At 37.1% G+C, this 14149-nt stretch carries 10 protein-coding genes; 9 read left to right on the top strand and 1 reads right to left on the bottom strand.

Going from position 1 to position 14149, the window contains the following annotated elements; translation table 11 throughout:
* Positions 1-35 precede the first annotated feature (35 nt).
* From MKX67_RS06025 to MKX67_RS06040, 4 genes are all read left to right on the top strand, one after another.
* The gene (locus tag MKX67_RS06025) at positions 36-245 is read left to right on the top strand and encodes a hypothetical protein (protein WP_157733767.1); all 210 of its coding nucleotides are present in this window, start codon (positions 36-38) and stop codon (positions 243-245) included.
* A gap of 578 nt (positions 246-823) precedes the next feature.
* Positions 824-1714, top strand: coding sequence for a cation diffusion facilitator family transporter (locus tag MKX67_RS06030; protein WP_095370184.1), 891 nt, complete (start codon positions 824-826; stop codon positions 1712-1714).
* Between the two features lie 158 nt (positions 1715-1872).
* The gene (locus MKX67_RS06035; protein ID WP_342489030.1) at positions 1873-3597 is read left to right on the top strand and encodes an ABC transporter ATP-binding protein; all 1725 of its coding nucleotides are present in this window, start codon (positions 1873-1875) and stop codon (positions 3595-3597) included.
* Positions 3590-5401: an ABC transporter ATP-binding protein gene (locus MKX67_RS06040; protein ID WP_281202764.1), complete on the top strand. Its 1812-nt coding sequence runs from the start codon at positions 3590-3592 to the stop codon at positions 5399-5401. The genes MKX67_RS06035 and MKX67_RS06040 overlap by 8 nt, the downstream gene beginning before the upstream one ends.
* Before the next feature lie 162 nt (positions 5402-5563).
* On the opposite strand, the gene MKX67_RS06045 is transcribed toward MKX67_RS06040, so the two are convergent.
* The gene (locus MKX67_RS06045) at positions 5564-6967 is read right to left on the bottom strand and encodes a sigma 54-interacting transcriptional regulator (protein WP_342489031.1); all 1404 of its coding nucleotides are present in this window, start codon (positions 6965-6967) and stop codon (positions 5564-5566) included.
* Positions 6968-7184: 217 nt separating this feature from the next.
* On the opposite strand from MKX67_RS06045, the gene pruA reads away from it, so the two are divergent.
* The 5 genes from pruA to MKX67_RS06070 all read left to right on the top strand — a co-directional run bounded on the left by pruA (position 7185) and on the right by MKX67_RS06070 (position 14146).
* Entirely contained in the window at positions 7185-8732 is a 1548-nt protein-coding gene (gene pruA, locus MKX67_RS06050; RefSeq protein ID WP_224935178.1) for an L-glutamate gamma-semialdehyde dehydrogenase, read from the top strand.
* Between the two features lie 77 nt (positions 8733-8809).
* Positions 8810-10009, top strand: a complete 1200-nt coding sequence (locus MKX67_RS06055) for an ornithine--oxo-acid transaminase (RefSeq protein ID WP_224935182.1) — start codon at positions 8810-8812, stop codon at positions 10007-10009.
* A 405-nt stretch (positions 10010-10414) separates the two neighbouring features.
* Positions 10415-11503: an amidohydrolase gene (locus MKX67_RS06060; protein ID WP_342489032.1), complete on the top strand. Its 1089-nt coding sequence runs from the start codon at positions 10415-10417 to the stop codon at positions 11501-11503.
* A gap of 32 nt (positions 11504-11535) precedes the next feature.
* Entirely contained in the window at positions 11536-12963 is a 1428-nt protein-coding gene (gene nhaC / locus MKX67_RS06065; RefSeq protein WP_342489033.1) for a Na+/H+ antiporter NhaC, read from the top strand.
* 67 nt (positions 12964-13030) lie between these two features.
* Entirely contained in the window at positions 13031-14146 is a 1116-nt protein-coding gene (locus MKX67_RS06070; protein ID WP_341103808.1) for a dipeptide epimerase, read from the top strand.
* Positions 14147-14149 lie beyond the last annotated feature (3 nt).

Below are 14149 nucleotides of genomic sequence, written 5' to 3' on the forward strand. Positions count from 1 at the left end.
AAAGAATAGTCACTTTCGGAGTGGAAGGTTGTGAAATGATGTACCGTGGTAAAAATAAATTCACCTCAATTATTATCGTGCTTGCTTTAACACTAATGATATATTTAATTATGAATGTATTTAAGCATACCGATGTCTATATCGTATATCGAGCAGGAATTGGGACATTTGTAATCACGGGGTTTATCATTACTGCAATTGTTGTTCTATATATAAAGGGAAATTCATTTGGTAAAAGACGATAGAAAGGGAGAGGTAATTCAAGTTTAAAAATTTAAGTACTTCCTGTATGCCTAAGTTCCTTTTATTGTCCTTGCATACTTTATCATATGCTGGTTGAAGATTGGCATGGAGAATAAGTAACGGAGATTTACTCAAAAGGGTTTGTATTTGTTCAGAACTCAAGAAGAGAAAAATAGCTAGAAGTTTTAGCATATTGGCACACGAGAAAAGGAATGTACGACATGATACGTGGTGTATCATATGCATATCTAATCTAATACAAAGCAAGATTTTGTCTTGCCATACTTAGAGGCTTCCAAATATTTAGTTGGAAGCCTTTTTTGTGTAGATATAAATTAATCTTCAACAATTATAAGGGGTTCAATCTATGTATGAAAGGTGTGATTCTGGAGACATTATGTGAATACGATGCAGGGGCTAGGAGGATTGTAGATATGTTTGGATTACCGATAAAATGTTTGCCTCTTTCAACATTTTTTTATTATCCCTATTTAAATTCAATTAGCCAAAAAGGTTGCTATAGACCCACTCGACTAGTGATTGCTATGATAAATATAGCTATTGAAGGGTGTGTTTTTTAGTGGATGAACAAAAATATAAGAATTTAAAAATTGGTGAAAAAGGTGCAAAGTTAAGTATTATTGTCTATATAATACTATCGGTTTTTAAGTTGACCGTTGCCTATATGACAAACTCAGCTGCGCTAAAAGCAGATGGATTAAATAATGTGACAGATATTATTGCGAGTATTGCCGTATTGGTGGGCTTAAGAATTTCACAACGGCCTCCCGATAAAGATCATAAATATGGACATTGGAAGAGTGAAGCAATTGCCTCCTTGATTGCTGCTTTTATTATGTTTGCTGTAGGTGCAGAGGTAATTATTGGAGCGTTTTCCTCTTTAGTAAATCAAACATCCGAAGCTCCTAATGCGATTGCTGGATATGTGGCTTTATTGGCTGCTGCAATAATGTTTGTTGTGTCTACTTACAACCAAAAGTTAGCAAAAAGCATTGATAGTAAATCACTATATGCAGTGGCAATGGATAATCGCTCTGATGCTCTTGTTAGTATTGGTGCTGCAATTGGTATATTTGGATCTCAACTTGGATTACCTTGGTTAGATACTGTGACAGCTGTAATAGTTGGGTGTTTGATTGTTAAAACAGCTTGGGAGATCTTCAGGGACTCTACACATCAATTAACAGACGGCTTTGATGAGGATAAGATTGAGGAATATGAAAATGCCATTCATGCGATTGAAGGTGTGAAAGAAATAAAGGAAATCAAAGGGCGTTTGTATGGAAATAATATCGTTGTAGATGTGATTATTTGTGTAGAAGGAACGATGGATATTAATCTTGCCCATGATCTTGCTACATTAGTTGAAAAAGAATTAATCGAGAATCATCATGTTTATGATGTCCATGTTCACGTTGAGCCTCATGAAACTTGTGAAGATGGGGGCTAATCGTAAATAAAAGAAGCTCATCTGAATAAATTCGGGTGAGCTTTTTTACTATTGTAGAACAAAACAATTTACAAAAGGGGAAATTCTAATTGACCAAATACAGTCAGTAAGCGTTAAAATAATTAAGTTAGAACAACAAGAAATAGAGGAGAGAATGGATGCAATCATTTGGAAAATTATTAAATTACATAAAGCCATATTGGTTTTTTGCTTGTTTGGGCCCTTTATTAATGTTTATTGAAGTAAGTATGGATTTACTTCAGCCCACAATCATGCAACATATGATTGATGACGCAATTGCTAATAATAACACGGAGCTGACGATTCAGCTTGGTATTTCTATGATCATTGTCGCCATCATCGGATTAATTGGTGGGATTGGTTGTTCTATTTTCAGCACAAAAGCTGCTGTCCATTTTTCAACAGACATAAGAAAGGATGTATTTAATCGTATTGTCCAATTTTCAAGTAGGGACGTGGATCGATATGGTTCGGGTAAGCTCATAACGATTGTAAGTAATGATATAAGTGTTTTACAGCGTGCGATATTAATGACGTTGAAAGTTTTTGTAAGGGGACCATTATTGTTCATAGGTAGTGTCCTAATCGTCTTTTTTACTGCAAGAGAACTTTTTCCAATTGTGATGATTGCTGTGCCGATTTTATTTATTATTATTATTTATTTCACAAGAAAATCAGCAGCTTTATTTAAAAAAGTGCAAGAAGCAATCGATGTTATCAATACGCGCTTACAAGAAAATTTAGCCGGCATTCGCGTTGTTAAAGCATTCGGAAGGGAAAACTATGAAAAGGAGCGCTTTGCCGAAAAAAACAGCATGTTAACGAAGGTCAATATTTCTGCAGAACAATTGATTGCTCTCATGATGCCATTGTTGCTTTTTATTGTGAATTTAGGCATTGTGGCTGCTTTATGGCTTGGTGTAATAAAGGTTGATGGAGGAGCAATTGAAGTGGGAGCAATCCTTGCTTTTATAAACTATATGACAATTATTATGAATGGCTTGATGTCCAGTAGCCATGTGTTGATGTTGATAACAAGAGCTTTCCCTTCAGCTAATCGCATACAAGAAGTACTCACGGTTGAGCAAGATATGGTTGACGGTGAATATACCATTGTTAATCAAAAAGAGGATCATTTACTATTTAAAGATGTTGCTTTTAGTTATAGCAAAAATGGGGAGTATGTGCTGAAAAATTTGAACTTCACTATTCAACGAGGTAAGACATTAGGCATCATCGGTCCAACTGGTAGTGGAAAGACAACTATAGCCAAACTAATTCCTCGATTGTATGATGTCGATCATGGGCAAATCTTTTTGAACGGTGTTGATATAAAAAATTACACCAAGGAAACGTTACGGAAACAAATCGGTTTTGTCAGCCAACGTGCAATATTATTTTCTGGTACTATTGCAAACAATTTAAAAGATGGGAAAACCGATGCATCACTAGAAGAAATGAAACAAGCGGCAAATGATGCATGTGCAGTCGAGTTCATTGATAAATTGGATGAAGGTTATGAGTATGAAGTGGCGCAAGGAGGGAAGAATTTTTCCGGTGGTCAAAGACAAAGACTTTCCATTGCTAGAGCATTTATTAGGGAGCCAGACTTGCTCATTCTTGATGACTCAACCTCTGCCGTTGATGCACTATCTGAAAAGAAAATTCAACAAGCATTAAAGCAGCGTCATTCGACGAAAATTATTATTTCATCAAAGATATCTTCCATAAGAGAAGCTGATGAGATTCTTGTTCTTCATGAGGGTGAGGTTGTGGCTAAAGGTAATCATGATATGTTGTTAGAAGAAAGTGGAGTGTACAAGGAGATTTACCAAACACAAGGGGGAGCCGGCCATGAATAATCAACCAAAAGAACAAAAAACACTAGATTTTGGCCGAGGACCTAGCCGCATGAATGGGAAAGGTGCAACACCGAAAAAATTTACAGGGACATTGCTACGTATATGGCAGTATATGAAACAACAAAAGTTAAGAATGATACTTGTTGTTTTTATGGTGTTATTATCAACTTTATTTACATTAGCTGGTCCTTATTTAATCGGTGTCACTATTGATGATTATATTTTAAAAGGTGATATTACAGGTACCATTGTCATGTCCGCCATACTTGCATGTATATATATCCTTATATCTATTACCACATGGGCACAAGCGCTCATAATGGTAAATGTGTCATTATTAACAATAAAAAAAATCCGCCAGGAATTATTTGATCAGCTCCAAAGTTTATCATTGAAATTTTTCGATAAGCGTTCTTATGGCGAATTAATGAGTCGAGTAACAAATGATATTGATCAATTACATGCAGCACTTAGTCAAAGTGTGATTCAAATAGTTTCATCCGTTTTAACCATTACCGGGGTAGCGATAGCGATGATTGCTTTAAATGGTGTGATGGCCATTGTGGCATTCTTGGTGATTCCACTTATGTTTTTAGCAACTAAAGCGATTGTGTCTTATAGCAGTCGTTATTTTTCTGCGAGACAGCGAGATCTTGGCGAAGTGAATGCGAAAGTGGAGGAGTCAATCTCTGGATTGGAGATCATTTCATTATATGGCAAAGAGGATGATGTCCTTACTTCTTTTAATCATCAAAATGAAACGTTACGAACTTCTTCTATTCGTGCTGAAATATCTTCAGGATTTCTTGGCCCAGTGAATAACTTTATGAATAACTTGGGGTTGGCCTTTATTATATTTACAGGCGCGTTACTAGCGATTGTAAATATGGCTTCGATAGGGATGATTGCATCATTTGTGACGTATTCTCGTAATTTTTACCGTCCAATTAATCAGTTGTCAAATTTGATTACCACCTTCCAATCCGCCATTGCTGGTGCAGAGCGTGTATTTGAAGTTTTAGATGAAAAAACTGATATAGTTGATAGACCCAAAGCTCTGAAGGTGTCTGCATTGGTAGGAAATGTTGAATTTAGGAATGTTTCTTTTGCTTATGAGAAGAAAGAGGTTTTATCATCGCTTAATTTTAGTGTGAAAGCTGGAGAGACCATCGCCATCGTTGGTCCAACTGGTTCGGGTAAAACAACAATCATTCAATTACTCGCTCGTTTTTATGATGTTACAAAGGGTGCAATCTTTATTGATGGTGCAGACATAAGAGACTATGAAATCCGTCTACTTCGTACAAATATCGGAATCGTCCTACAAGATTCTTATTTATTTTCTGGAACAGTTATGGAGAATATTCGTTATGGGAAGCTTAAAGCAAAAGATACAGATGTAATAGAGGCAGCCAAGCTTGCGTCAGCTCATGCCTTTATAAAACATCTCCCTAAAGGATATGATACGGTAATAGCAAGTGGCGGCAGCAATTTAAGTCAAGGTCAAAGGCAGCTTCTTTCTATCGCAAGAGCTATGCTTTCGAATCCCAATATTCTAATTTTAGATGAAGCCACATCGAGTATTGATACACAAACCGAAATTCAAATTCAAAAGGGGTTAGCACAATTAACGAAGGGGAAAACGACATTTGTCATTGCCCATCGCCTCAAAACAATTGAGAATGCCAATCATATTATGGTCATTAAGGATGGAGAAATCGCTGAACAAGGGACTCATCAGCATTTGTATAATGAAAAAGGTGTTTATGCAGAAATGTATAACCAGCAGTTTTTAAGTCAGTGATGTTATATATACACAATAATAAGGTGAAGGATTAAACGAGCACAAATGATTAACTGGTGTTATTAATCCATATTGTTCACCTTAATCAATATCTTATATAGAGAGGATTGTTCGTCCAAAGGAGGACCAACATCCTCTGTTTTATTTAGAACATGCTATTAGTCATGTTAAACGGTGTTTTTTTATCCTGTATTGTAGATTTTGTCTACTCATACCAAGTTCTTTTGCCGTATTGGTAATATGGTGCTGGTTTCTTATAAGTGCTTGTTGAATAAAATGGCGCTCGGCTTTTGTTAAATAGTCATTTAAAGTGTGGCCAATGTGTTCATGCTTATTACTGTCGACAGGGTGATCGAATACTTTCTCTTTTTTTAAGAATGGTTGGGATTGTAATCGATGTCGATAATGAAAAGGTAAGTGATGATAGGTAATCGATTCTTCATATTCGATTAAGTTCATTGCGCCTTCAATAAGATGCTCTAGCTCTCTGACATTACCTGGCCATTCGTAATGAAAAAAATTTGATAAAAGGGATGGATCAATATCTTTTACGCCCATTGCAAACTTCTCATTGTATTTATGAATGAAATGGTATGCCAGTTTCTCTATGTCTTCTCTGCGCTCTTTTAACGGAGGGATGGATAAAGAAACAACACCTAACCGATAATATAAATCTTTTCTTAAATGTCCATTTGTAATTGCTTCAATCGGATCCTCATTGATTGTAGCAATAATACGGACATTAAATGATCGGTCTCGTGTATCTCCCACCCGCCTTACTTTTTTCTCTTGTAGAACTCTCAATAATTTTGCTTGTAAGTGTATATTTAAAGAATTAATTTCGTCTAGTAGAAGTGTACCACCTTCTGCTTCTTCAAATAATCCAGGCCTTTCGATTGCGCCGGTAAATGCCCCTTTTTTTGTGCCAAAAAGCAAGCCTTCTATTAAATTATCTGGAATGGCTGCACAGTTTTGCGAAATAAATGGTTTATGTGCCCGCTCACTTGCGTTGTGAATACTCTGAGCAAATAGTTCTTTTCCTGTACCTGTGTCACCGATGATTAAGATAGAAGAATCCGTTCGCGTTGCTCTTTTACTTGCTTCGATCACATCACTTATGGCTGGGCTATGGCCAATGATACTTTGGAAAGTAAAGCGAGTTTCTTCTCTTTGTTGTCTATTCTCCCTGATTAACTTTTCTAATTTTGTAATATCACGGGCAATCTCCATTGCGCCAATACGCTCGTTTTCGTAGAAAATAGGTAAAGTATGGTTAACCGTAGTAATTTCTAGTCCTTGATTATTGTAATAACTTTGCTTTGCGTTCTCGATTTTAATGCCTTTTTCAACAGCTTCAAGTAAACGACTTTCTTCATTATGTTCAAATGAAAAGACATCATGTAAGTTTTTATATAGTACGTCGGCTTTAGCCATCCCTTCAATTTCAGCCATTTTCCGGTTATAAATGACCGTATTTCCGCCTTCATCAATGACGTGGACACCAGCGTCAATTTCATCTAAGACTTTATCATAATAGTAATTCATTCGTTTTAGAAAGTTGTTCATGAATGTCCCTCCTGTAATTATTTATTATACACATTCGCAAAAATATTTTGCAGGAGATAGAAAAATATTTTTGCGAAAAGAAAAATATTTTTGCACCTAATAGGATAAAAATATTGTTAATTCGCATTTTTAGTAATTGGCACGTTATTTGCAATAATAATGGGGAACGATAAAAATAGAATAAGAGAAATACAATATAGAGTAGGAGGAATTTCGAATGGTACAGCCATATAAACATGAACCATTTACTGATTTTAGCGTAGAAAGTAATCAAGCCGATTATTTAAAAGGACTCGAAACGGTTAAATCCTATTTAGGTCAAGATTATGATTTATTAATTGATGGAGAAAGAATCGCTACAGATGAGAAAATCGTATCTATCAATCCAGCAAATAAAGAAGAAGTCATTGGTCGTGTGTCAAAAGCCAATCAAGCATTAGCAGAAAAAGCAATGCAATCGGCTGTGAGGGCATTCCAATCTTGGCGTAAAGTAAAGCCTGAAACGCGTGCCGATGTTTTGTTTAAAGCAGCTGCAATTATTAGAAGACGTAAACATGAGTTTTCTGCTCTAATGACAAAAGAAGCGGGTAAGCCTTGGAATGAGGCAGATGCTGATACAGCAGAAGCCATCGATTTCTTAGAATATTATGCACGACAAATGCTAGCGATTAAAGATGGTGTTCCTGTCAATAGCCGACCGAATGAATACAATCGTTATGACTATATTCCACTTGGGGTAGGAGTTATTATTTCTCCTTGGAACTTCCCGTTTGCCATCATGGCTGGTACAACAGTCGCTGCAATTGTGGCGGGTAATACAGTGCTTTTAAAGCCAGCTTCAACTACACCAATCATTGCGGCTAAATTTGTAGAGGTATTAGAAGAAGCTGGATTACCTAAAGGCGTACTTAACTTTGTACCAGGAAGTGGTGCAGAGGTAGGTGACTATTTAGTGGACCATAAGGATACTCGTTTTATTTCATTTACAGGCTCAAGGGATGTTGGTCTTCGAATTAACGAACGTGCATCGAAACTTAATGAGGGGCAAATCTGGATTAAACGTGTGATTGCTGAAATGGGCGGTAAAGATACGATTGTTGTTGATAAAGATGCTGATTTAGAGCTTGCTGCTCAATCAATCGTCGCTTCTGCTTTCGGATTTTCTGGACAAAAATGCTCGGCCTGTTCGCGAGCAGTCATTGTAGAAGATGTTTATGATCAAGTACTAGCAAGAGCAGTAGAAATCGCGAAAGATAAACAAGCGGGTAATCCTGAAGATCGAAGTAACTTTACAGGGCCGGTTATTGATCAATCAGCGTTTAATAAGATTATGAGTTATATTGAAATTGGAAAAGAAGAAGGAAAGCTTATGCTCGGTGGTGAAGGCGATGATTCTAAAGGTTATTTCATTCAACCAACGATATTTGCGGACCTAGACCCACAAGCGCGTATCATGCAGGAAGAGATTTTTGGTCCAGTAGTCGGTTTTACAAAGGCAAAAGACTTTAATCATGCAATCGAGATTGCAAACAATACAGAATATGGCTTAACCGGAGCTGTTCTCACGAATAATCGTGAACATATCCAACAAGCAAGAGAAGATTTCCATGTGGGTAATCTCTACTTTAATCGTGGTTGTACGGGTGCAATTGTTGGTTATCAGCCATTTGGTGGTTTTAATATGTCAGGTACAGATTCAAAAGCAGGCGGACCAGATTATATTATGCTTCATATGCAAGCAAAAACAACGTCTGAAATGTATTAAAGTCAATCAAGGTTAGAAAGGGATGATTATCCCTTTCTAGCAATCTATTAATCAAAACTGGAAGGATGTCGATAAAGATGAAAAATACAGTACAAACAAAACACCTGATCGAACAATCTGAAAAATTTGGTGCGAATAACTATCATCCACTACCAATCGTAATTAGTGAAGCTGAAGGGGTCTGGGTAAAAGATCCTGAGGGTAACAAATACATGGATATGTTAAGTGCTTATTCAGCAGTTAACCAAGGACATCGCCATCCGAAGATTATTCAAGCGTTGAAAGATCAAGCAGAACGCGTGACATTAACGTCAAGAGCTTTCCATAATGATCAATTGGGTCCTTGGTATGAAATGATTTGTGAGTTAACAAACATGGATATGGCTTTGCCAATGAACACAGGTGCTGAAGCAGTGGAGACAGCTATAAAAGCAGCTCGTCGATGGGCTTATGATGTAAAAGGAGTTGCTGAGAACCAAGCAGAAATCATCGCTTGTGTAGGAAACTTTCACGGCAGAACGATGACAGCTGTCTCCCTTTCTTCAGAAGAAGAATACCAAAAAGGTTTTGGCCCGATGCTTCCAGGAATTAAGCTAGTTCCTTATGGAGATATTGCTGCGTTAAAAGCTGCTATTACGGAAAATACGGCTGCATTTTTAATTGAACCGATTCAAGGGGAAGCTGGAATTGTTATTCCACCAGAAGGGTTCCTAAAAGAAGCGCGTGAATTATGTAAAGAGAAGAATGTCTTGTTCATTGCCGATGAGATTCAAGCTGGGCTTGCACGCTCTGGAAAAATGTTTGCTTGCGAATGGGAAGGCGTAAGTCCTGATATGTACATTCTAGGTAAAGCTTTAGGTGGAGGGGTCTTCCCTATTTCTTGTGTTGTTTCAAGCAAGGAAGTTTTGGGTGTCTTCAATCCGGGCTCACACGGTTCAACATTTGGTGGGAACCCGATGGCATGTGCGGTTTCTATGGCTTCCATTGAAGTAATTAAAGAAGAGAAACTTGTAGAGCGCTCTTTAGAGCTAGGTAACTATTTTGTTGATCAATTGAAGGAAATTAAAAATCCAATGATTAAAGAAGTGCGTGGACGTGGGTTGTTTATCGGGGTTGAGCTTACTGAACCCGCACGTAAATATTGTGAAGCGTTGAAAGAAGAAGGGCTTCTTTGTAAAGAAACACATGATACGGTTATTCGTTTTGCACCGCCACTTATTATTTCTAAAGAAGATCTTGATTGGGCAATTGAAAAAATAGTAAAAGTTTTAGGATAAGACAGTTTTTAATAAATTATTAGAATAATTTTTCTATATATGATATTATCTTAATAATCACTTTAATGCTGTAGAGGAGAAAGATACAATTAATCACTTTTATCTTTCTCCTAAACCTTTATTTCATGGAAGTTATCAAACTTTTAAAAACGTAAACGCTTTCTTTTTTTAGAAAAATCCTGTTCGCATTTGTTTATTGGTAAAGAGTATTCATTAATAAAACATGATAGTAATATAACTTATTGCAAACAAATTCAGCTAGAGATTTCTCACCAAAGAAGAACTGGCCATACTGTTCATTCGTGAGAAGTCCTTGTACATATGTACAAGGCTTTTTGTGTATCTATAGAGTCAGTCAAAGGTGAATTTTTGTAAAATTTTCTAAAATCTAAAAGGGATGATTTTATGATCTATAAAGATCAAATTCAAGAATGGTTTAATGAATTTCATAACCATCCAGAACCTAGTTTTAAAGAGTATGAGACAACCAAAAAAATTGTGTCTATACTGAGTGATTTAAAGGTTGATTATCAAACTTTTGGGGATTTAACTGGTGTAATAGCAGAGGTGGGAAGTGGAGATGATGTAATTGCTGTAAGGGCGGATATAGATGCCCTCTGGCAGCAAGTAGATGGTATGTATCGTGCAAATCACTCATGTGGGCATGATGCACATATGGCTATTGTTTTAGGTAGTATTCTTTATTTGGATAAGCAAGCTTTAAGTAAGCGCATACGTTTTATTTTTCAACCAGCTGAAGAAAAAGGAAATGGATCTCTAGAAATGATTAAGCATGGCGCGATGGAAGATGTCACACATTTGTTTGGCATCCATCTCAGACCACATGAAGAATTATCTTTAGGACAAGTATCACCATCCATCCATCACGGAGCATGTGTCACATTAGAAGGGAAAATTAGTGGTGAAGATGCCCATGGCGCCAGGCCTCATCAAGGAAGAAGCGCAATTGATGTAATTGCTACGATTTATCAATTTTTAAAGAATATCTATTTGTCTCCGTTTGATGCGTATTCTGTCAAATTAACTAACATTCAAACAGGTGGAGAAAGCTTAAATATCATTCCAGGTCATGCCACCTTTGGTATCGATATAAGAGCGCAAAAAAATGAACAATTAAAAGAGATACAAACAAAAGTGAGTAAAGGGTTAGGCGATATTGCAGCATTGTTTGATGTCGATATTTCATTTGATTGGAAAGATTATACCCCTGGTGCAGTCGTCTCTGAACAAGCAGAGGAGATGGCAATACGGGCAATAACAGAGGTATTAGGTTCAGAAGGGGTGGCTCCCCCACTCATTACCCCGGGAAGTGATGACTTTCATTTTTATACGATCAAACATCCAAATGTCCATGCAACAATGATTGGTTTAGGTGCTGACTTAAAGCCGGGATTACACCACCCGCAAATGAATTTTAACCATACAGTATTGGACCAGGGTGCTCGAATAGTAGCAGCCTTATTGAAAGCGTAATTAAAGTGAAAAATATAAATGGGAGGATTTCTATGAAAAAGGATCAGAAAATGACATTCGGTATGGCGCTAATTCCATTAGTTGTCATGATAGTAACAATGATGATTGCAGTTATTTATTTAGAACAAGGACCTCATATTCCATTAATTATTGGAACAATTACGGCTGCATTAGTTGCTTGGAAATCAGGATATAATTGGAAGCATATTGAGGAATCGATGTATAAGGGGATTAAACTGGCATTACCTGCAGTCATAATTATTATGTTAGTTGGTTTAGTCATCGGCTCTTGGCTTGGTGGCGGTATTGTCGCGACAATGATTTACTATGGATTAAAGATCATCACCCCATCTTTGTTCCTCGTCTCTATTACGATTATATGTGCAATCGTTTCTTTATCTATTGGCAGCTCTTGGTCGACAATGGGAACGATTGGTGTAGCGGGAATGGGCATAGGCATGAGTATGGGCATCCCAGCTCCGATGATAGCTGGTGCGATTATTTCAGGCTCTTACTTTGGTGATAAGATGTCTCCGTTATCAGACACAACAAATTTAGCATCCGGCTTAACAGACACTGATTTATTTGATCATATCAAACATATGTTATTTACGACCGTTCCTGGTATTATCATTGCATTAGGAGTTTATTGGTTCTTAGGAAAAGACTTTGGTAAAGGAGGAGCCAATCCAGCAGAAATTAATCAAACGATTCTTGCCTTACAAGATTCTTTTGTTATTTCACCATGGTTATTACTTGTTCCCCTTGTAGTTATTATTATGGTAGCAAGAAAAGTTCCGGCAGTACCCGCATTAATTGTAGGTATCCTCCTAGGTGTTCTTTGTCAAATCTTTGTACAAGGTGGTTCGCTATCTGAGGCAGTATCAGCTTTACAATCCGGTTACAAAATTGAAAGTGGAAATGAGATGGTTGATGGTCTCTTTAATAGAGGAGGTCTCGATTCGATGATGTACACCGTCTCCATGACGATTGTGGCCATGACGTTTGGTGGAATATTAGAAAATACAGGTATGCTACAAGCGATAGTCAATCAAATCTTAAAGCTAGCTAAGTCAGCAGGTAGTCTTGTTGCAACCACTATTGTATCTGCCTTTGCAACAAATGCGACGGCATCAGAGCAATATATTTCAATTGTTGTTCCTGCAAGGATGTTTTCCAAAGCATATCGCGATAAAAATCTGCATTCAAAGAACCTATCAAGAGCACTAGAAGACGGGGGAACTTTAACCTCTGTATTTATACCATGGAATACATGTGGAGTGTTTATTCTTGCCACACTCGGAATAGGTGCATTAGAGTATGCACCCTATGCTATCCTTAATTTCATCGTTCCGATTATTTCTATCATTTATGCTTTTATAGGCTTTACCATTGTTAAAATCACTGATGAAGAGAAAAGGGCATTGGAAAAAGAAGAAGAAGCATCATTAAATGCATAAACATAATGAAAGAGGGAGCCGAGTTTTTTCTTCGGCTTTCTTCTTTTATTGATAAGGAGAGAGAAATATGAAGATTACATCCATCGCTATCTATGCGATTCGTCTACCATTAAAACAACCGTTTGTCATCAGTTATCATACATATAAAGATATGCCATCTATTATCGTAAAAGTGGAAACGGATGAAGGGCTCATAGGCTACGGTGAAGCAGTACCTGATGAGCATGTGACAGGAGAAACATGGGAAGGCACTTATCAAGTAATTAAACATACGCTTGGACCTGCCATATTAGGTATCAATCCAATGGAAATTGAAAAGGTACATGAAATCATGGACAAGCTCATCTATCAAGCACCTGCTGCTAAAGCTGCGATCGATATTGCTTGTTACGACTTAATCGGTAAAAAACTACAAGTGCCCGTGTATCAGCTCATCGGTGGACGTTACCATGAGCAATTTCCCATCACGCATGTGTTAAGTATTGGTGAGCCAGAAAAAATGGCGACAGAAGCACTGGAACAAGTCTCTAAAGGTTATACATCATTTAAAATTAAAGTAGGTAGAGATGTGAATGGGGACGTAGCAAGAATTAAGGCAGTTGCTGATAGCGTTAAAGACAAAGCCGTTATACGAGTGGATGTTAACCAAGGTTGGCAAACAGCGGCTGCTACTTTAAAAGGAATTAAGGCATTAGAAACGGTAGATATAGATTGGCTAGAGCAACCGGTAAGAGCAGATGATATTGATGGTATGGCATTTATTAGGTCTCATTCAACAGTTTCCCTTATGATTGATGAAGGATTAAAGGGAGCAAGAGAGTTGAAAGAGATTATTCAGAAAAATGCCTGTGATCGTATAAACATTAAGTTGATGAAGTGTGGTGGTATATTGCCAGCAGTTAAGCTTGCATATCAGGCAGAACTAGCCGGGATTGAGTGCCAGGTCGGATCAATGGTAGAATCATCGATTGCTTCAAGTGCAGGTTTTCATGTGTCATTTTCTAAAAAGAATATTACAAGTGTAGAATTAACCGGACCACTGAAGTTCTCTAAGGATATCGGTGACTTACATTATGATATTCCTCATATTTCTTTAAAAGACCAACCTGGATTAGGCGTAAATATTGATGAAGAGATTCTAAAAGAATTGACTGTATTTGAAGATGTATTAAAGGAGAGTTGAAGA

The sequence above is a fragment of the Cytobacillus sp. FSL W7-1323 genome, assembly GCF_038595015.1.
In the GTDB taxonomy this organism is placed as follows: Bacteria; Bacillota; Bacilli; order Bacillales; family Cytobacillaceae; genus Cytobacillus; species Cytobacillus kochii.